A 19,997-nucleotide genomic window follows, 5' to 3' on the forward strand; every position below is an offset into this window, starting at 1 on the left:
GATCATCGGATCAGAAAAGCGACGCCATCCCGTTCGGCCGCGCATCCTCGATGTCGAGCATGCGCAGCTTGGTCAGCGCACCGCCGCCCGCCGAAAAGCCGCCCGGCTTGTTGCCTGCGGCGAGCACGCGATGGCACGGCACCACCGGCGCGAACGGGTTGTGGCCCATCGCCTGCCCGACGGCGCGCGACAAGCCCTTGTCGCCCAGCTCCTCGGCGATCTCGCCGTAGGTGCGGGTCTGGCCGGGTGGAATGCGCCGCGCGATCGCGTAGATGCGCTGGTGGAATTCGGACACTCCGCTCATGTCGAGCTCGATGTGGCCCAGGTCGTCGTGCACGCCGCGCAGCAGGCCCTGGATGGCCTCGATGGCGCGCTGCGCCATCTCGTTCGGCGGGCCTTCGTGCAAGTCGGGAAAGCGCTGGTGCATGCGCGCTCGCGTGGCGGGCTCGCCGTTGTCCGCGGGCAGCTGCACGCCGACCAGGCCATGCGGCCCCCACGCCAGTGCGCACATGCCGATGGAAGTTTCGAACAAGGCAAAGCCGCTCATCACGATGTCTCCCGTTGCAGCGAATGCTGGCGCGACGCGAGCACCGCGCCGAGCCACAGGGCCGTCGCCGAGGCCACGAGCCCGCGCGCCAGTCCGCCCGGGCCGTCGGAGATCCAGCCCGTGACGGTCGGCCCGACAATCTGCCCCAGCGCGAAGATGATGGTGAAGGCGCTGATGCCCTGCGCCCACCGCGAAGGCGGCAGGTTGTGGCGCACCAGCGCGGTGGTCGATGCCACCACCGACAGGAACACCGCGCCGAAGAGCACGCCCGAGATCAGCGCCACCGGTGCGGACGAACTCAGCACCGGCAACAACGTTGCCACGCCAAGCAGCCCGTTGAGCAATGCCTGCGGCTGCCCGCCGCGATACCGGTCGAGCAGCCCCGCCCACAGCCGCGAAGACGCCACGCAGGCGATGCCGAGCAATGCATAGAACAGCGTGACGAAGCCGGCACTGGCGCCCTGCTCGCGCAGCAGCGCGATCACGAAAGTCATGTAGCCGATGTAGCCCATGCCGAACAAGGCATAGCCGGCGAGTGCCCAGCCGAAGCGATGCAGCGCGACGGGCGGCGCCGAGCCCGTTGCGGCGACAGGTGCCGTTGGCGTGGCCGGTTGCTCCGGCATCGCGCGGCCCGCCCAGGCCAGCAGGCAGGTGGCCGCCGCGCTTGCCACTGCCAGCGCCCACCACGCCCAGGTCCATCCGTGAGGCACGCCCGCCGCCGCTCGCAGCACCTGCGGCACGAGCAATGCCGACAGCAGGATGCCGAAGCCGGTGCCGCCGTAGTAGATGCCCAGCAGCAGACCGCCGCGCGCCGAACCGGCTTCGCTGAGCCGGGCCGCGAGCAACCCGCCCGCCACGAACACCCACGCACTGGCCACGCCGGCCAGCAGGCGCTGCAGCAGCAAGGCCGATGCATCGGTGACAAAGCCGCTGCCCGCCATGAAAACGCTGGCGAGCACCGCGCCGAACACCAGCAGCCGCGTCGCGCCGAAGCGCCGCATCAGCGCCGGCGTGCCCAGCGCGCCTACGAGATAGCCGACCGCATTGGCCGTGTTCATGCCGCCTGCCAGCGCGTAGCTCCAGCCCAGGTCGGCGCGCATCGGCGGCAGCAGCAGCGCGTAGGCGAAGCGCGTGATGCCCAGCGACACAGCGGCGCCCATCGACAGCGCGAAGGCCAGCCGCAGCGTGGGCTGGGCGGAGATGGGGGTTGGAGAAGCGAGCGTCGTCGGCATTGCGGTGGCGGGCGGCAGGCGAGGCGTATTCTGCGGCAGCCGCCGCCGGCCTGCAGGAGCCCGCCGCTCAACCCGCTTCGGCCACCGGGTCGGCGTGCAGCAGATGCCGCTCCAGCAGCACCGCCACGTGCACTGCCTCGCGCTGCGCGCCGTCGCCGATCTGGTGGCGGCAGCTGGTGCCGTCGGCCACCACGATGGCGCCAGGCTTCGCGCGGATGGCGGGTAGCAGGCTGGCCTCAGCCATCTTCATCGACACCTCGAAATGGCTGGCCTCATAGCCGAAGCTGCCGGCCATGCCGCAGCAGGAGCTTTCGATGAGCTCGGGCTGCGCGCCGGGAATGAGCTTGAGCACCTCCATCACCGGGCTCACCGCACCGAAGGCCTTCTGGTGGCAGTGGCCGTGCAGCAGGATCGGAGCCTCGGCAGGCTTCAGCGGCAGTTCGAAGCGGCCTTGCTTCAGCTCGCGCGCGATGAATTCTTCGAACAGCAGCGCGTTCCTGGCCACGAGCTCGGCCTTTTCGCCGAAGCCCATCACCAGCGCCTCGTCGCGCAGCGTGAGCAGGCACGAGGGCTCCAGCCCGACGATGGGAACGCCCGCGCGCGCCAGCGGCACGAGCGCATCGATCAGCGCCTCGGCCTTCTTCTTCGCCTCTTCGACCATGCCGCTGGCCAGGAAGGTGCGGCCGCAGCAGTGGTGACCGCCGCTCTTCTCGACCGTGTGCAGCACATAGCCGGCGGCCTGCAGCACGCGCGCGGCCGCGAATGCGTTCTCGCTCTCGAAGGTGCCGTTGAAGGTGTCGACGAAGAGCACCGCCGCCTTGCCGCCGCGCCGCGCAATCGACAGCGCCACGTCGCGCTCGACGAAAAGGCCCGGCTCGTTGGCCTTGCCGCGCCAGAAGGTGTCGCCGCGCCATGCCGGCAGCGAGCGCTTCGCCGAGAAGCCCAACAGCTTCTCGCCCAGCCATGCGGCACCGGGCACGCTGTTGCGCAGGTTCAGCAGCCAGGGAAAGCGGCTGGCCTTGTGGGCGTAGTCGGGCAGGTTCGCCACCAGCCTGTCTTTCAGCGTGTGGCCGTGACGCCTCTTGTAGTGGTCGAGGAACTCGACCTTCATCTTCGCCATGTCCACGCCGGTCGGGCAGTCGCGCTTGCAGCCCTTGCAGCCCACGCACAGGTCCATGGTCTCGTGCATGGCTTCGCTGGTGAAGGCATCGGGGCCGAGTTGGCTCGACAGCGCCAGCCGCAGCGTGTTGGCGCGTCCGCGCGTGAGGTGCTGCTCGTCGCGCGTCACGCGGTAGCTCGGGCACATGGTGCCGGCGTCGAACTTGCGGCAGTGGCCGTTGTTGTTGCACATCTCCACTGCCTTGGCCAGGCCGCCCGTGGTGTCGCCGCCGGTGCCGGGTGCAGTCGTCACCTCGGTCACGGGGTCGGCGTTGACGTTCCATGCGGACCAGTCGAGCACCGGCTTGAGTTCGATGCGGCGGTACGGCTTGGGCGCGGTGGGCGGCGCGAAGCGGAACAGCGCGCCATCGTCCATGCGCGGCGGGTCGATGATCTTGCCGGGGTTGAACAGGTCGATCGGGTCGAGCTTTCGCTTGATCGCGCGAAAGGCCTCGTTGATGGCCGGGCCGAACTGCCATTCGATCCACTCGCCGCGGCACAGGCCGTCGCCGTGCTCGCCGCTGAACGCGCCCTTGTACTTGCGCACCAGCTCGCTCGCTTCCTCGGCGATGGCGCGCATCTTCGCGGCGCCGTCGGTGCGCATGTCGAGGATCGGCCGCACGTGCAGCGTGCCGACCGAGGCATGCGCGTACCAGGTGCCACGGCTGCCGTACCTGGCGAAGACTTCCGTCAGCGCGTCGGTGTACTCGGCCAGGTGCGCCAGCGGCACGGCGCAGTCCTCGATGAAGCTCACCGGCTTTCCGTCGCCCTTAAGGCTCATCATGATGTTGAGGCCGGCCTTGCGCACCTCCCACAGGTTCTTCTGCCGCGCGTCGTCGGGCATCTCGACCACGCTGCCGGGCAGGCCCAGGTCGCCCATTAACTCGACGAGCTGCTTCAACTGCGGCAGCAGCGAAGCCTTGTCCGCGCCCGAGAACTCCACCAGCAGGATCGCCGCCGGCTTGCCGATCAGCGCGGTCTCGACGGTCGGCTTGAAGGCCGGGTTGGCCAGGCTCAGCTCGATCATCGTGCGGTCGACCAGCTCCACCGCCGTGGGCCCGAGCTTCACGATGTGCTGGGCCGAGTCCATGGCCGCATGGAAGGTCGGGAAGTTGACGATGCCCAGCACCTTGGCGCGCGGCAGCGGCGCGAGCTTGAGCTTCAGGCTGCGGGTGTAGGCCAGCGTGCCTTCGGAGCCGATCAGCAGGTGTGCGAGGTTCACGCTGCCGTCGGCCGTGTAGGGCCGCTCGCTCTGGTTGTCGAAGATGTCGAGGTTGTAGCCCGCCACGCGCCGCATGACCTTGGGCCAGTTCTCGGCCATCGCCTCGCGGTGCTGCCGCGCGAGGCTGCGCACGAACTGCGCGATGCCCGCCGCACGCACGCCCAGCGAGCCGACGGTGCCGAACTCGACCAGTTCGCCGTTCGACAGCCAGGCGCTCGCGCCCAGCACGTTGTGCACCATGTTCCCGTAGGCAATGGAGCGCGAGCCGCAGGAGTTGTTGCCCGCCATGCCGCCCAGCGTGGCCTGCGCGCTGGTCGACACGTCCACCGGGTACCAGAGCCCGTGCGGCTTGAGCTGCGCGTTGAGGTGGTCGAGCACCAGGCCCGGCTCGACGGTGGCCGTGCCCTCCTCCACGTTCACGTCGAGCACGCGGCGAAAGTGCTTGCTGTTGTCGATCACCAGCGCCGCGCCGGTGGTCTGCCCGCACTGGCTGGTGCCGCCGCCGCGCGCGAGCACGGGCACCTTCAGGTCGCGGGCGACGTCGATGGCGGTGGAAATGTCGCGCTCGTTCGTGGGCACGAAAGCGCCGACGGGCGTGATCTGGTAGATCGACGCATCGGTGGCGTAGCGGCCGCGCGAGGCGTCGTCGAACAGCACCTCGCCCTGCGTTTCGGCGCGCAGGCGGCGCGCGAGCAGTTCGCAGGTCTCGTTGGGCGGAAGAACGGTTCCGGCTGGCTGCATGTGGCTGGCGGGGTCGATGCGCATGGTGGTCAGGTCGCTTTGGCAGGCTGGGCCGGCTTACTTGGCGGGTTACTTGGCTGATTTGGCAGGTGGATAGATCTCGCCGGCGCGCAGCAGCTCCAGCACGGTGTCGCGCTTGCGCAGCACGTGCGACACGAGCACCTTGCGCATGGCCTCGGCATCGCGCTTCGATAGCGCGTCAATCATCTGCTCGTGCTCCTCGACCGCGTGCTTCCACTTCGCCTCGTTCTGGTTGGTGCGAAAGCGCAGCGACTGCACGCGGGCGTTGATGGAGCGGTAGGTGTTCGACAGCACCGGGTTCGCCGCAGCCTCGTTGATGGCGGTGTGGATGCGCGCGTTGAGCCTGTAATAGCCCGAGAGATCGCGCCGCGAGAAGCAGGCCAGCATCTCGTAGTGCAGCGCGCGCACCTCGGCGAGTTCCTCGTCGGTGATGCGCCGTGCGGCCAGCTCGCCCGACATGCCCTCGAGCATGGCGAGCACCTCGAAGGTGTCGAGCACGTCGGCCTCGGTGAGCTTCACGGCCACCGCGCCGCGGTTGGGCAGCAGGTCGACCAGCCCTTCGGCCGCGAGCAGCTTGATGGCTTCGCGCAGCGGCGTGCGCGACACGTTCAGCTGCAGGCACAGCTCGCGTTCGTTGAGCTTGGCGCCAGGCGCGATGAGCCCTTCGACCAGCATGGTGCGCAGGCGCGCGGCCACCTGGTCGTGCAGCGCGAGCCTGGAGATTTCGATGATTTCGGCAGTCATGGCTTTTCCCTTGAATGCATTTTGAATGCAAAAAAGATGACCAACAAGCCAGAGATATAAGGGTAAACCATCGATTAAAAATGCATTTTGAATGCAAAACTGAATGCGAAAGGAGAGTTCATGCTGCAACTCGACATCCATCCCACCGGCCGCCACTTCCTCCAGATCCCGGGTCCGAGCCCGGTGCCCGACCGCATCCTGCGGGCCATGAGCCTGCCCACCATCGACCACCGCGGGCCCGAGTTCGGCACGCTGGGCCTGAAGGTGCTGGGCGGCATCCGGCAGATCTTCAAGACGAAGCATCCGGTCGCGATCTATCCCGCCTCGGGCACCGGCGCCTGGGAAGCCGCACTCGCCAACACGCTAAGCCCGGGCGACCACGTACTCATGTACGAGACCGGCCACTTCGCCTCGCTGTGGCAAAAGATGGCGGCCCGGCTCGGCCTCTCGACCGAATTCCTCGCGTGGTCGGGCGCCGACGCCCAGTTGCCGAACGCACCGAGCTGGCGCCGCGGCGTGCAGGCCGACCTCATCGAGGCCCGCTTGCGCAAGGACACCGAGAAGAAGATCAAGGCCGTGTGCGTGGTGCACAACGAGACCTCCACCGGCGTCACCTCCGACATCGCCTCGGTGCGCAAGGCCATCGACGCGGCGGGCCACCCTGCCCTGCTGATGGTCGACAGCATCTCGGGCCTGGCCAGCGCCGACTACCGCCATGACGAATGGGGCGTGGACGTGTGCGTCAGCGGCTCGCAGAAGGGCTTGATGCTGCCGCCGGGCATCAGCTTCAACGCGCTCTCGCCGCGCGCGCTCGAAGTCTCGAAGACCGCGAAGCTGCCGAAAGCTTTCTGGGCCTGGGACGAGATCGTCGAGATGAACAAGGACGGCTACTGGCCCTACACGCCCAACACCAACCTGCTCTACGGCCTCTCGGAGTCGCTGGACATGATCCTCGGCGAGGGCCTGGACAACGTGTTCGCGCGCCACCAACGCTGGGCCGCCGGCGTGCGCGCCGCCGTCAACGCCTGGGGCCTGCCGATCCAGTGCGCCGACCCGGCCGTGTACTCGCCCGTGCTCACCGGTGTGATCACGCCCGAGGGCGTCGATGCCGACGCGCTGCGCCGGCTGATCCACCAGCGCTTCGATCTTTCGCTCGGCACCGGCCTGGGCAAGCTCAAGGGGCGCATGTTCCGCATGGGCCACCTGGGCGACAGCAACGACCTGACGCTGGTGGCCATGGTCGCGGGCGTCGAGATGGGCATGAAGCTCTCGGGCATCAAGCTCGCCGGCAGCGGCGTGCAGGCCGCGATGGACCACTTCTCGAGCCACACGGCACCGGCCGCGCTGCAGAAAGCCGCGTAGACAACAGGCTCGCAGCGCGGACGGCGCGCATCGGATTTCCACCAACAACGGAGACAAGGAAGATGCAGAGACGTTCGTTGATCCAGGCTGCGGGCGCCGCGGCCGCCACGCTGGGCGTGCCCCGGCTCTTCGCGCAGGAGTGGCCCACCGGGCCGGTGCGCATCGTGGTCGGTTTCCCGCCCGGCGGCGGCACCGACGCGCTGGCCCGCGTGGTCGCGCAGAAGCTCACCACCATGTGGGGCCAGCAGGTGATCGTCGAGAACAAGGGCGGCGTGGCCGGCGTGCTCGCGGCCGACTACGTGGCGCAGCAGCCCAGCGACGGCAGCACGCTGCTGATGGCCCACATCAATAGCCACGCGCTCGCGCCCAGCCTGCAGCCCAAGCTGCGCTACAACGTCGAGCGCGACTTCGTGCCCATCGTGCTCGTGGGCGTCACGCCCAACCTGCTGATCGCCAACCCGGCGCAGAAGGCGCTGTCGGTGAAGGACATCGTCGCCGCCTGCAAGGCCGCGCCCGGCACGCTGAGCTTCGGCTCGGCCGGGGCGGGCTCGGCGCAGCACCTGGCGCTGGAGATGTTCAAGCTGCAGGGCGGCGTCGATGCGTTGCACGTGCCCTACAAGGGCAGCGGCCCGCTGCTGGCCGACCTGATGGGAGGGCAAATCCAGTACAGCTTCGAGACCATGACCGCCGCCACGCCGCACGTGAAGAACGGCCGCGTGCTCGCCGTGGCGCAGACGCGCACCAAGCGCGCCAAGGGCCATCCCAACGTGCCGACCATGCAGGAGCAAGGCTTCCAGGGCTTCGAGGCCACCACCTGGTACGGCCTCGCCGGGCCAGGCAAGCTGCCGGCGTCCATCGCGCAGAAGGTGAACCGCGACGTGAACACCGTGCTGGCCATGCCCGACGTACAGGAGCGGCTGGACACCTACGGCGCGGAGGACGGCGGCGGCTCGCAGGACAAGTTCAGGCAGTTCATCGGCACCGAGATCGCGAAGTGGGCGAAGGTGGTGAAGGACGGGAACGTGCACGTCGAGACATGAGGGGACTGCTTTGCTGAGAAGATCCGGAAGATGAATCCATCCCAGACCGCCCTCACCGACGCACTCGTGGCCGCGCGCCGCGGCAACCGCACGCTCGACGCCACGCCCTGGCTCGACACCCTCGAAACGGCCGCACAAGCCTATGAAGTGCAGGACGCCGTCGCCGCTGCGCTCGGCTGGTTCGAGGGCCAGCCCGTGCCTCGCGCTTGGAAGTCCGGCGGCGGCTCGCGCAGCGCGACGCTCACGCACGCGCCGCTGCCGCCCGCTGGGGTGCGGCAGAGCCCGGCCGACTTCAGCGATCTCGTGTTCCACACACCCGGCATCGAGGCCGAGATCGCCCTGCGCCTCGGCCAGGACGTGACGCCCGCGCAGGCGGCGAAGCTCGACCACGACAACGCCGCATCGCTGATCGACGCCATGGCGGTCTCCGTGGAGATCGTCGACGCGCGCTGGCAGGACCTGCCTTCCACGCCCGCCCTGCTCCGCCTGGCCGACTCGCAGGTGCATGGCGCGCTCGTGATCGGCGAGTGGAAGCCTTTCGCCGCCGTGGACTGGGCCTCGCAGCGCTGCGAGACGAAGATCGGCAATGCAGAAGTGGTGGTGCGCGAAGGCACGCATCCGCTGGCCGACCCGGCATGGCTGCTGCCGATCTGGCTGCGCCACATCACGCGCAACGGGCAGACGGCGCCGGCCGGCACCGTCGTCACCACCGGCTCGTGGGTCGGTGTGCTGCCCTGCCGGCGGGGCGATCAGGTGACGGCCGAGTTCCCCGGCATCGGCGCCGTGCGCTTGATCGTGTAGCGCCCGCCTCCCACGCCCGAGCAGGCCACCAGGAAGTCGAGCACCGCCCGCACCCGCGCGGGCAGCGTGCCGGCCTTGCCGATGTAGACCGCGTGGATCGGCTCCACCTCGGCCGGATTGAATTCCTCCAGCAGCGGCACCAGCCGCCCCGCATCGATGTCGTGCTGTATGTGGTACAGCGACAGCCGCGCCACGCCCGCCCCCGCGATCGCCAGCTGCCGCAGCGTCTCGCCGTCGCCCGCGCGCACCGGCCCAGCCACCGGCAGCCACTGCATGCGGCCGTCCACGCGCAGCGGCCAGTCGGGCGTGTTGCGCCGATAGCTCCAGCCGAGGCGGTTGTGCGCCTCCAGCTCCTGCGGCGTGCGCGGCGTGCCGTATTTCTCCAGGTAGGCGGATGCGGCGACGATCGCCTGGCTGGTCTCGCCCAGGCGCCGCGCCACGAGGTCGGACGCCGGCAACTGGCCCCAGCGGATCGCGATGTCGGCGCGCTCGTCCATCAGGTCGACGATGCGGTCGGTCAGCGCGATGTCGAGCGTGATCTGCGGGTGCATCTCCAGCAGCCGCGGCACCAGCGGCACCAGCTTGTGGTGCCCGAACGAGACGCTGGCGTTGATGCTCACGCGGCCGCGCGGCGCGGCGCCGGCCGCGGCGCAGCGCTCGGCCTCGTCCATGTCGGCCAGCACGCGCAGGCTGCGCTCGTAGAACTCGGTGCCCTCTGGCGTGAGCTGCAGCTTGCGCGTGGAGCGATGCACCAGCTGGATGCCCAGGCGCAGCTCGAGCCGCGCCACCAGCTTGCTCACGGCCGAGGGCGTCATGCCCAGCAGGCGCGCGGCGGACGAGAAGCCGCCCGACTCGACCACCTGCACGAAGGCTTCCATCTCTCCGGAACGGTTGACGTCGATGCGCGGCATGGCCTTATTCCAATCTGTGATTTGAAATCACAAGTCTGTGTACCGGCGGCATTCTAGTCATCGATGGAATTCGTCCTCACAGTACAGGGCATCATGCCAATCGCTCTACTCGCCCTCACCGCCGGTGCCTTCGGAATAGGCACCACCGAGTTCGTCATCATGGGCCTGCTGATGCAGGTGTCGACGGACCTCCACGTCTCCATCACGGCCGCCGGCCTGCTGATCTCGGGCTATGCGCTCGGGGTGGCGGTGGGCGCGCCGGTGCTCACCATCGCCACCCGCAAGCTGCCGCGCAAGACGGTGCTGCTCGCGCTGATGGCGATCTTCACGCTGGGCAACCTCGCCTGTGCATTGGCGCCCAACTACGAGATGCTGATGGCCGCCCGCGTGATCACCTCGCTCGCACACGGCACCTTCTTCGGCGTCGGCTCGGTGGTCGCCACCGGCCTGGTGCCGCCGGAGCGCCGCGCATCGGCCATCGCGATCATGTTCACGGGCCTGACAGCCGCCACGCTGCTCGGCGTGCCGGCTGGCGCCTGGCTGGGCCTGCATTTCGGCTGGCGCTCGGCCTTCTGGGCCGTCACGGCGATCGGCGTGCTCGCCTTCGCGGTGCTCTCGGTGTTCGTTCCCCGCGTCAAGGACTCGGCCAAGCCCGCGCCGCTGCGCGAGGAACTGGCCGTGCTGGCGCGTCCGCAGGTGCTTCTCGGCCTGGCGATGACGGTGCTCGGCTTCGCGGGCGTGTTCGTGGTCTACACCTACATCCAGCCGCTGCTCACGCAGGTCACGGGTCTGTCGGAATCGGCGGTGTCGCCGATCCTGCTGGTGTTCGGCGGCGGACTTGCCATCGGCAACCTGCTCGGCGGCAAGCTGGCCGACCGCGCGCCGATGGCCGCTGTGTTCGGCACGCTGGTGGCGCTGGCCGTGGTGCTCGGCGCGATGCAGTTCACCATCGGCACGCCGTTCGCGGCCGTGGTGTTCGTCGGGCTGCTGGGAATCGCTTCCTTCGCCACCGTCGCGCCGATGCAGCTGCGGGTGCTCGAGAAGGCTTCCGGCTCCGGCCAGAACCTCGCGTCCAGCCTCAACATCGCGGCCTTCAACCTCGGCAACGCGCTCGGCGCCTGGGTCGGCGGCGTGGTGATCGACCATGGCCCGGGGCTGCGCGCGCTGGGCTGGGTTGCCGCGCTGATCACGCTGGTGGGCCTCGCCATCGCGCTATGGAGCCGCGCGCTCGACAAGCGCGAGCCGCGCGACGCGCTGGTGGATTGCGCCTCGGCCCAAGTCTGAGCCTTCCGGCACTCGCCGTGGTGAACAGAAGCGCTGGGTCAGTACTCCAGCCGCGTCGGCGAATCGCTGCTGTGCGATCCACCGGATTGCATGAAGAACGCGAACCGGTCGCGCCCCGCCGCCTTGGCGTTGTAGAGGGCCACGTCGGCGCGCGCCAGCAGCTCCTCGGCGGTGGCCGACGAGCCGGTCGCGCGGTGGAAGGCGATGCCGATGCTGGTGGTGACATCCACGCGCTGGCCGTCCACCACGAAGGGCGGCGTGTGGACTCGGTCCACGACCTTTTCCGCCACCACGGCCGCCGCTTCCGGCGCGCTCAGTCCTTCCAGCACCAGCACGAATTCGTCGCCGGCCAGCCGCGCGACCATGTCGGTGCCGCGCACGCAGCCCTGCAGCCGCCGCGCGTATTCGGTGAGCACGGCATCGCCCACCGCGTGGCCCATGGTGTCGTTGATGGCCTTGAAGTGGTCGATGTCGAGGAACATCAGCGCCATCGCATGGCCGGTGAGCTGGCTGCGCAGCACCGCGGCGGGCAGGTATTCGTTGAAGGCCAGCCGGTTGGGCAGGCCGGTGAGCGTGTCCAGCCGTGCCAGCTCGATGAGCTTGTGCTCCACCACCTTCAGCGCCGTGATGTCCAGCGCCAGCGAGAAGATGCCGTGCGTCACGCCGTCGGTGCGCACGTCGGGCACGTAGATGACCTGCGTGACGCGCTCGCTGCCGCCGCGCTGCATGCGCGCCTCGAACTCCACGCGCTCGCCGGCCAGCGCCCGCGCGAGCATCGGCTGGCGTGACACGTACACCTCGCGGCCCGAAACCTCCTGCACATGGCGCCCCAGCACCTGCGTCGGGTCGAGCCCGAGCCATTCGCGGCTGGTGGCATTGGCGAAGGTGATCTTCTCGTCGCGGTCGATGTAGGTGATCAGCGCCGGCATGTTGTCGGTGATGGCGCGCAGCCGCAGTTCGCTCTCCGCCTGGCGCAGCTCGGCCTCCTTCAGTGCCGTGATGTTGAAGGACATCAGGTAGAAGCCCACGACCTCGCCGCGCAGGTTCTTGTCCGGGATCAGGTTGACCTGGAAATAGCCCTGCCTGCCGTGCAGCGGCGCGCGCACCGGAAAGCGCACCTTCTTGCCCGAGAACATGACAGGAAGGTACGGTTTGAGCTGGGAATAGATCGTCCTGCCCAGCGCCGAGCGCAGGGTCGTGCCCTGCAGCGGAACCCCCTCGCCCAGGCCCGCCATCTGGCGCGCCCGGATGTTGGCGAACAGGCAGTTCTGCTGGCGGTCGAAATAGCCGACCAGCGCCGGGATGCTGTCGGTCACGTCGCGCAGGCGGGTTTCCTGCTCCGACAGGGCGCGGCGGATCTTGACCTCCTCGGTGATGTCGAAGGTCATCGAGAACACGCCGCACACCTTGCCGTCGGCGTCGAGGTCGGGAATGTAGTGGGCCTTGAAGGTGCGGTCGCCGATGCCCAGCTCCGGGTCGCCCGACTTCTCGATGATCACCTGCTCCCCTGCCAGCGCGCGCATGAAATGCGGCTCCACCACCGCGAAGTCGGCCGGGCCGCGCACGTCGGGCATCAGGCGGCCCACCAGCGGCGCGTTGTTGTGCAGGGCCCGCACGTGGGCATTGACGAAGGTGTAGCGCAGCGAGGCGTCGACGTGCGACACCATTGCCGGAATGCTGTCCGCGATGACGCGCACCTGCGCCTCGCTGTGCGCGAGGCTGCGCTCGACGGCGCGCCGCTGCTCCATCAGCTCGTCGAAGGTGCGGGCGAGGTCGCCGATCTCGTCGCGGGCGTAGCTGCGCTGCGCCATCTCCACCTCGTCATGGGGCGCGGCCTTCGATGCTTCCTGCGTGAAGCGCATGTGCCGGTGCAAGTCGGCCAGCGGCCTGAGCTGCCTGCGCGCCACGGCCAGCGCCAGGGCGCCCGCGGAAAGCGCCAGCGCCAGCGCGCCGACCCAGGCGCCGCGCTCGATGGCATTCACCGTCGCGAAGGCCTCGCGGCTCGGATACAGCGCGCCGACGATCCAGTTCGCGCTCTCGGCGCGGTCGAAGGCGTAGAGCGCGGGCACGCCGGCTTCGTCGACGCCTTCGCTGGAGCCCTGGAAGCCGGCCAGTGCACGAAGGATCTGCGGCGTGCCGCCGCCGTCCGCCTGGATCTGGTTGAGGATGCGCGAGGTGCGGGGATGGTCGACCACCACGCCGTCGGTCGTGGTCACGAACAGGTAGCCGGTCTTGCCGAGCTTGATGTCGGTCAGCGTACCCAGGACGTTGCGGTCCTTCAGGTTGATGGCGCCGGAAATCACGAATCTCACCTGCCCCGCCTGATCGAGCACCGGCTCGGTGATGGCCACCTGCGCCAGCCCGTTGAGCCTGTTGCGGTAGGGCTCCGACACAAGGCCAGCCCTGGAGGCGACGGTCTGCTGGAAGTAGGGCCGGTCCTTGACGTTCACCTTGCCGATGGCCTGCGCGCCGTTCAGGTTGGCCACCAGGTTGCCCTCCATGTCGAGGAAGGCGACGTTGTCGAAAGCCTGGCGCAGCGAGACGTGCTTTTCAAGGAAGGCCTGCAGCGCCGCGTCGGCCTGGAAGTCCTGCGCCTGCACGCTGCCGCCGAAGGTCCGCAGCAGGATGCGGCGGCTGTCGAACTTCTGGTCGATGGCGTCCGCGATGGCGCTCACCCGGGCCAGCTCCTCGGCCGCGACCGAGGCCCGCATGTTGCTCTTGACCAGGTGCAGTGCGACGGTGGCGATCGCGAATGTGGCCAGCAGGACCACGGCCGCCACGCCGAGGCTCAGGCGGGTATGCAAGCCGAGACGGATTTTCGAGGAGCCTTTTTGAGTCATTGAGCGTGTTCGGACCGGGGCGTCGCCGGCAGGACGGGGGTTTCCGGCCACAGTATCGACGCGTTCTGCGCACCACGGAAGATATAGGAAGCCCTCCATTCTTGCCGTGACGGGTACGCAGCTGTACCCGTATCGGATTCAACCCATCTGCAAAAGCACGTCGCGTACCCGGTCCAGCGACGGATCGATGTCCGCCTCGTCGATGGCGCCGAAGCCCAGCATCAGCCCCGGACGCGGCGGCGAGAAATGGAAGAACGGCGCCAGCGGATACAGCCCCACGTCGACCCGCCGGGCCAGCGCGACGAGCTGGCCGATGTCGATCTCGCGCCTGCAGACGGCTGCCATGTGGATGCCGGCCGTCACCGGCAGCAGCTCGAACCAGGGCGACAAGTCGTCCGCGAAGCGCCGCACGATGCGCTCCCGCCGCGCCGCGTAAACCGCGTGGCAGCGGCGGACGTGCCTGTTGAGATTTCCGTCGGCGATGAACTTGGCCAGCGCCCATTGCGCTTGCGTCGAGGTGTGCCAGTCGGTCAGATGCTTGGCCGTGCCCACTGCTTCCAGCACCGCCGGGGGCGCGACCAGGTAGCCCAGCCGCAGGTCGGGCGAAAGCGTCTTCGAGAAGGTGCCTACGAAGGCCACGAGGCCGCGCTCGTCCATGCTCTGCAGCGAATCGGCGGGCCGGCCTTCGTAGCGGAATTCGCTGTCGTAGTCGTCCTCTATCACGATGGCGCCCAGCTCGTCGGCGCGCGCCAGCAGCGCCTTGCGGCGGCGCTCGCTCATCGCAACGCCCAGCGGGAACTGGTGCGCGGGTGTCACGTAGATCAGCCGCGTGCCGTCGGGAATGCGCTCCACCACCAGCCCCTCGCGGTCGACCGGCACGCCCACCACCTTCGCGCCCTGCGCGCCCAGCAGTTGCCGGGCGGGCGGATAGCCGGGCTCCTCCATCGCGACCGTGCTGCCGGGCTCCACGAGCACCCGCGCGATCAGGTCCAGCGCCTGCTGCGCGCCATTGGTGACGAGGATGTCGGCCGCGCCGCAGCGCACGCCCCTGGAAAAGCTGACATGCCGCGCGATGCCGTCGCGCAGCTCGTGCAGCCCCTCGGCGTCGCCGTAGAGGCCGCGCGAACGCGTGCCCTGGCGCAGCGCATGCAGCACGCAGCGGCGCCAGTCGGCATGCGGAAAGAGGTCGCGCGCCGGAGCCCCGCCGATGTACTCGTAGCGCGCGCTGCCCGCCGGCGCGGGATGCCGCAGCGGCGTGTTCATGCCGCGCCAGTGCTCGACCATCGCCGAGCCCGCGAGCGACCGCGCTGCCGCGGGTGACGGCCCGCGCGCCGCGCCCTCGGCCACGAAGGTGCCGCTGCCGACGCGCGCGGTGAGCAGCCGGTCGAAGCTCAGCCTGGCATAGGCCTCGGACACCGTCTTGCGCGACAGGCCCAGCTGCTCGGCGAGAAGCCGCGAGGGCGGCAGCTTTTCTCCGGCGGCCAGCCGGCCGGTGCGGATCGCGTCCTTCAGCTGCCGGTAGAGCTGCCCGGCCAGGTCCTTGTCGCCTTCGATGACGACGTGCAATTCCATCGGATTGGTCTCCTGCGATTGCTCCGGATTGGCCGCCGCCGGCGGCGCCCTTCGCTCCTAGCATCGAGCCAGGATTGAACCACTACCGAAGAAGGAACCCGACATGCAGTCCCATACAGAATCCCGCCTCGATTTCTACAAGGCCTCGCCCGACGCGCTCAAGGCGCTGATCGCCTTCGAAGTGGCCATCGGCAAGCTCGGCCTGGAGCCGAAGCTGCTCGACCTCGTCAAGCTGCGCGCCTCGCAGATCAACGGCTGCGCCTACTGCATCGACCTGCACACGGCCGACCTGCGTAAGGCCGGTGAAACCGACCGCCGCCTGGCCACGCTGAGCGTCTGGCACGAAACGCCCTTCTTCACCGAGCGCGAACGCGCCGCACTGGCATGGACCGAGGCGGTGACACAGGTGTCGCTCACGCACGCGCCCGACGAAGCCTACGAGGCGCTCGCGGCGCAGTTCAGCGAGACCGAGCGCGTCAACCTGACGATGGCGATCAACGCCATCAACAGCTGGAACCGGCTGTCGATCGGCTTTCGCAAGCAACTGTCGGCCTGAGCGGCCGAGCCCACGGCTCCCGGGGCGCGCTGCGTCAGGCCTTCACGATGCGCGCGGTCGCGGTGGAGCGCGCGACGATGCGGCCGTCCGCGTCGCCGAGCTGCGCCTCGAGAAAGGCGATGCTCCTGCCGCGCTGCACGACCCGGCCCTCGCCATACAGCAGGCCGGGCTTGGCGGCGGCCAGGAACGACACGCTGAAGTCGATGGTGACGGAGTACGTTTCCTCGCCGTTCAGCACCCACAGCGCCGGGCCCATCGTGTCGTCGAGCATCGCCGCCAGGATGCCGCCCTGCACCGCGCCCGCGGGGTTCAGGAAGGCATCGGTGGCCGTGAAGCTGAGCCGGATGGTGCCCCTGGCCCTGTCGAACCCCAGCACGCGCTGGCCGAGGAGATCCGCGGTCGGTGGACGGGGAAAGCGCTCCAGCAAAGGGTCAGGCGTCATTTTTCGCTCCGGAAGTGGAGCGAAAAATCCTAGGCGGCCGCTGCTGACAGCGTGGTGTCAGCAGCGGCAATGCGCCCGCGCGGGCCGAGCAGCGCGTCGACGAGATCGTCCACCCGCTGCTCGGCGCGCCGCAGCGACTGCGCGAGCTGCTCGCCGCCGAATTCGTCGGATTCCACCGCCGCCTCGAACACCTCGGTGATGCCGATGTAGCCCAGCGCGGAGCGCACGCTGCTCTCGGTGTGGTTGAGGTGGGCGATGCGCCCGCCCGCGTCGTAGCCATGGTCGCCGCGCGCACCCAGGAGCACAACGCGCTTGCCCATGTCGGCGAGCATCGGCCAGTACGGCACCGCTCCGCGCGAGCGGTCGAAGCCGAAGGTGCGGCCCACGCGCACGATGTTGTCGATCCAGGCCTTGAACTGCGCGGGCACGCTGAAGTTGTACATCGGCAGGCCGATGACGACGAGGTCGGCCGCCACGAGTTGGTCGACCAGGCGATCGCTCTCGGCGAGCGCCTCGGCCATCCACGGCTCGCGCGACGCGGGCGGCGTGAAGGCCGCGTGGATCCAGCGCCCGTCGACGTGCGCGGGCGGCTGCTGGCCCACGTCGAGATAGTCGATGCGGTCGGCGGGCCGCGCCTTCTGCCAGCGCTCGACGAAACGCGCGGAAAGGCGGCGCGTGTGCGAGCCGTGGAGGTCGGTGTCGGAACGGCCCGGGCGGGCGCTGGCGTCGATGTGGAGGATGTTCATGGTCGCTGTCATGGTCGTGATGGATGAATGGGTGTCTTTCATTCCGCGCTGCCAGAATGCTGCGCAGGCCTCTAATCTAGGTATCGAGGCCATTCCCCACAAACGACGATTTCTCCTCTTATGAACGAGATTGGCTCATCCGTCCGCCCTCCCCGCCGGCTGCCTCCGCTGCTGTCGCTGCGCGCCTTCGAGGCCGCGGCCGCGCACCTGAGCTTCCAGCGCGCGGCACTCGAACTCTCGGTCACGCCGTCTGCCATCAGCCACCAGGTGCGCGGGCTCGAAGACACGCTGGGCCAGCCGCTGTTTCGGCGGCTCACGCGGCAGCTCGCGCTGACGCCCGCGGGCCAGCGGCTCTTCGACGACCTGCGCATGGGCTTCGACCTGCTCGAAGCCGGCATCGACAGGCTGCGCCGCCCCGCCGCGTCGCAGGCCGTGACGCTCACCACCAACACCGCCTTCGCGGCGCGCTGGGTGCTGCCGCGTATGGATGCGTTCCGCAAGGCCTGCCCCGGCGTGGAACTGCGGCTACACGCGAGCGACACCGTGGTCGACCTGGCGCGCGGTGACGCCGACATCGCGGTGCGCTCGGGCAGCGGCAACTGGCCGGGCCTGGTGTCGCAAGAGCTGATGCGCGAGCACTACGCGCCGCTGTGCAGTCCGATGCTGGGCCTGAAGCGCGCGCAGGAGTTGCCGAAGCACCGGCTGATCCACTGCGACTGGCAGCCGCAGGCGCTCGCGCCCGCCGTGTGGCCGCGCTGGTTCCGCGAGGCCGGCATCTCGCCTGCGCGGGGACGCTCGATGAAGGCGTCGGACCTGTCGTTCTCCGACGAGACGCACGCGATGCTGGCGGCGCTCGCCGGGCACGGCATTGCGCTGCTGAGCCTCACGCTCTCGGCGGAGGAACTTCGCAGCGGCGCGCTGGTGCAGCCCTTCGGGCCCGCGCTCGATACCGGCAGCTACTTCCTGGCGGTCGCGAGCGGCAGGGAGAACGAGCCGGCGGTCCGTGCCGTGTGGGAGTGGATCGCGTCGCAGGCAGCGGCGGGCTGAGCAATATCCGAGGGACGGTCTTGCATGCAGTTACGGTTCTCGCGCAGACTCCGGCAACAACAAAGCGAGGAACCCCCATGACGAGGTTTGTCCGCGCGCCCTTTGCCATCGCAACAGGTGCGCTTCTTGTAATAGCTTTGACCTCATGCGGAGGCGGTGGCGGAGGAGGCGGTGGGGGCGGAGGGATCGGCATAGGGCTCGGCACCGGCGGCGGAACCGCCTCGCCGCCGCCTTCCACCACGCCGGAACTGCCCGCACGCGAAGCGCTCATCGCCCGCGCCAGGAGCTACGAACTCAACACGCCATACGTGCCCCCGCCCGGCGACCCGCTGGAGCACCACACATCCGGCTATGCCAAGGCGATGTGCTCCGCGGCGTTCATCACGGGCCTCGACCCCGACGTGGCAGCAGAGAGCGTCGGCTACTTCACCGGCCCCTACGACCAGCGCAAGAAGGTCGGCAAGCCGGTGGTGGACAACGTCAAGAAGGAAGTCCGCATCACCATTCCCAACGGCCCGACGCTGACCGCGCGCTACTTCGGTTCGCAGGGCTGCATCACGCTGCCGCCCGGCAGGGACGACGTATTCTTCACGCCGGTGGCGGTCAAGAGCGCGCTGCCCGACCCGTCGACGCAGCAATGGCCAATGGGCGACCTCACGCCCTCCGGCGCCGCGCCCGGCATCGACACGGCGAAGGTGAGCCAGGCGGTCGACGCGGCCTTCGAGCTGCCGGAGGCCTACACCGCGGCATTCGTCGTCACGCATAAGGGGCGCATCGTCGGCGAGCGCTACATGAACGGCATCACCTCGAGCACGCCGCTGGAGTCGTGGTCGATGGGCAAGAGCGTCACCGCGACGATGATGGGCGTGCTGATGAAACAGGGCGTGTACAGCCTCGACCAGCCGGCGCCCATTCCGGCATGGCAGGGAGCCGACGACAAGCGCAAGGAAATCAGGATCCAGGACATCCTGCACATGTCGAGCGGGCTGCGCATCAAGGCGCCGGACGATCCGGACTTCGACCCCAACGGAACCTACCCCGACCACGTCTACTTCTACACGGGCCGCATCAACATCTTCAACTACGCGGCCACGCGGCCGCAGCAATGGCCGCCCAACACCATCGGCCGCTACCGCAACACCGACCCGGTGCTGGCGAACTACCTGGTCCGCCTGGCGGTGGAGAAACGCGGCGAGGAATACCTGTCGTTCCCCCAGCGCAACCTGTTCGACAAGATCGGCATCCGCACGATGACGCTGGAGACCGACCCCTACGGCAACTTCATGGGACAGGGCTACGACTTCATGTCGGGGCGCGACTGGGCGCGGCTGGCCAACCTGTACCTGCAGGACGGCATGTGGGACGGGGAACGCATCCTGCCCGAAGGCTACGTGAAATTCGTCAGCACGCTCGCGCCGGCCTGGGCCGCGGACAAACGGCCGATCTACGGGGGATTCTTCTGGCTCAACGGCTCGAGCGCCTGGCCGGTGCCGACCTCGGCCTACTACATGCTCGGCGCCGGCGGGCAGGTGGTGCTGATCGTTCCTTCGCACGACCTGGTGGTGGTGCGGCTGGGCTACGACAAGGGGGCGAACGCGTCGGTCCCGAGCCTGAAGAAGGCGCTGACGCTGCTGATGCAGGCGGTCCCCAGTTCGTCCTGAAGCCTTGCGCCTGCCCGGCTCCAGGAACGCAAAGGCCTCCCGCGGGAGGCCTTCTTCCTGTCCGCCCTGT

The 19,997-nt window shown here is 69.0% G+C and carries 16 protein-coding genes; 7 read left to right on the plus strand and 9 right to left on the minus strand.

Annotated features, from left to right (window positions below; all coding sequences use genetic code 11):
* Positions 1-10: 10 nt before the first annotated feature.
* The 4 genes from FHT32_RS08355 to FHT32_RS08370 all read right to left on the minus strand — a co-directional run bounded on the left by FHT32_RS08355 (position 11) and on the right by FHT32_RS08370 (position 5,665).
* Positions 11-547 carry a methylated-DNA--[protein]-cysteine S-methyltransferase gene (locus tag FHT32_RS08355; RefSeq protein ID WP_176664163.1) on the minus strand — a complete coding sequence of 179 codons (537 nt, stop codon included), beginning with the start codon at positions 545-547 and terminating at the stop codon, positions 11-13.
* Complete coding sequence (locus FHT32_RS08360) at positions 547-1,779, minus strand: YbfB/YjiJ family MFS transporter (RefSeq protein WP_176664164.1); 1,233 nt, start codon at positions 1,777-1,779, stop codon at positions 547-549. Before FHT32_RS08360 ends, FHT32_RS08355 begins: the two co-directional genes overlap by 1 nt.
* Before the next feature lie 67 nt (positions 1,780-1,846).
* Complete coding sequence (locus FHT32_RS08365) at positions 1,847-4,924, minus strand: FAD-binding and (Fe-S)-binding domain-containing protein (protein ID WP_176664165.1); 3,078 nt, start codon at positions 4,922-4,924, stop codon at positions 1,847-1,849.
* Between the two features lie 45 nt (positions 4,925-4,969).
* Positions 4,970-5,665 (minus strand): GntR family transcriptional regulator, encoded by a 696-nt coding sequence (locus tag FHT32_RS08370; protein WP_176664166.1) that lies wholly within the window; start codon positions 5,663-5,665, stop codon positions 4,970-4,972.
* Positions 5,666-5,785: 120 nt separating this feature from the next.
* Between FHT32_RS08370 and FHT32_RS08375 the strand changes: the two genes are divergently transcribed.
* The 3 genes from FHT32_RS08375 (at position 5,786) to FHT32_RS08385 (ending at position 8,868) form a co-directional block, all read left to right on the plus strand.
* Entirely contained in the window at positions 5,786-7,027 is a 1,242-nt protein-coding gene (locus FHT32_RS08375) for an alanine--glyoxylate aminotransferase family protein (RefSeq protein ID WP_176664167.1), read from the plus strand.
* A gap of 62 nt (positions 7,028-7,089) precedes the next feature.
* Complete coding sequence (locus FHT32_RS08380) at positions 7,090-8,067, plus strand: tripartite tricarboxylate transporter substrate binding protein (RefSeq protein ID WP_126181873.1); 978 nt, start codon at positions 7,090-7,092, stop codon at positions 8,065-8,067.
* A 30-nt stretch (positions 8,068-8,097) separates the two neighbouring features.
* Positions 8,098-8,868: a fumarylacetoacetate hydrolase family protein gene (locus FHT32_RS08385; protein ID WP_176664168.1), complete on the plus strand. Its 771-nt coding sequence runs from the start codon at positions 8,098-8,100 to the stop codon at positions 8,866-8,868.
* On the opposite strand, the gene FHT32_RS08390 is transcribed toward FHT32_RS08385, so the two are convergent.
* Complete coding sequence (locus FHT32_RS08390) at positions 8,817-9,779, minus strand: LysR substrate-binding domain-containing protein (RefSeq protein ID WP_176664169.1); 963 nt, start codon at positions 9,777-9,779, stop codon at positions 8,817-8,819. The genes FHT32_RS08385 and FHT32_RS08390 overlap by 52 nt on opposite strands.
* Positions 9,780-9,872: 93 nt before the next feature.
* Between FHT32_RS08390 and FHT32_RS08395 the strand changes: the two genes are divergently transcribed.
* The gene (locus tag FHT32_RS08395; RefSeq protein WP_176664170.1) at positions 9,873-11,063 is read left to right on the plus strand and encodes an MFS transporter; all 1,191 of its coding nucleotides are present in this window, start codon (positions 9,873-9,875) and stop codon (positions 11,061-11,063) included.
* A 38-nt stretch (positions 11,064-11,101) separates the two neighbouring features.
* Here FHT32_RS08395 and FHT32_RS08400 read toward each other — a convergent pair whose 3' ends face one another.
* Together FHT32_RS08400 and FHT32_RS08405 are read right to left on the minus strand one after the other, a co-directional pair.
* A complete protein-coding gene (locus tag FHT32_RS08400; protein ID WP_256098921.1) occupies positions 11,102-13,867 on the minus strand; it encodes a diguanylate cyclase domain-containing protein in 2,766 nt (921 codons plus the stop codon).
* 174 nt (positions 13,868-14,041) lie between these two features.
* Entirely contained in the window at positions 14,042-15,475 is a 1,434-nt protein-coding gene (locus FHT32_RS08405) for a PLP-dependent aminotransferase family protein (RefSeq protein WP_176664172.1), read from the minus strand.
* Between the two features lie 103 nt (positions 15,476-15,578).
* On the opposite strand from FHT32_RS08405, the gene FHT32_RS08410 reads away from it, so the two are divergent.
* Positions 15,579-16,031 carry a carboxymuconolactone decarboxylase family protein gene (locus tag FHT32_RS08410; protein WP_176664173.1) on the plus strand — a complete coding sequence of 151 codons (453 nt, stop codon included), beginning with the start codon at positions 15,579-15,581 and terminating at the stop codon, positions 16,029-16,031.
* Between the two features lie 34 nt (positions 16,032-16,065).
* Here FHT32_RS08410 and FHT32_RS08415 read toward each other — a convergent pair whose 3' ends face one another.
* Together FHT32_RS08415 and FHT32_RS08420 are read right to left on the minus strand one after the other, a co-directional pair.
* Entirely contained in the window at positions 16,066-16,473 is a 408-nt protein-coding gene (locus tag FHT32_RS08415) for a PaaI family thioesterase (protein ID WP_176664174.1), read from the minus strand.
* 29 nt (positions 16,474-16,502) lie between these two features.
* Complete coding sequence (locus tag FHT32_RS08420; RefSeq protein WP_176664175.1) at positions 16,503-17,231, minus strand: FMN-dependent NADH-azoreductase; 729 nt, start codon at positions 17,229-17,231, stop codon at positions 16,503-16,505.
* 108 nt (positions 17,232-17,339) lie between these two features.
* Between FHT32_RS08420 and FHT32_RS08425 the strand changes: the two genes are divergently transcribed.
* Both FHT32_RS08425 and FHT32_RS08430 read left to right on the plus strand, forming a co-directional pair.
* Positions 17,340-18,266 (plus strand): LysR substrate-binding domain-containing protein, encoded by a 927-nt coding sequence (locus FHT32_RS08425; RefSeq protein WP_176664176.1) that lies wholly within the window; start codon positions 17,340-17,342, stop codon positions 18,264-18,266.
* 77 nt (positions 18,267-18,343) lie between these two features.
* The gene (locus tag FHT32_RS08430; RefSeq protein ID WP_176664177.1) at positions 18,344-19,927 is read left to right on the plus strand and encodes a serine hydrolase; all 1,584 of its coding nucleotides are present in this window, start codon (positions 18,344-18,346) and stop codon (positions 19,925-19,927) included.
* Positions 19,928-19,997 lie beyond the last annotated feature (70 nt).

The sequence above is a fragment of the Variovorax sp. SG517 genome, assembly GCF_013376045.1.
Lineage (GTDB): Bacteria > Pseudomonadota > Gammaproteobacteria > Burkholderiales > Burkholderiaceae_C > Variovorax.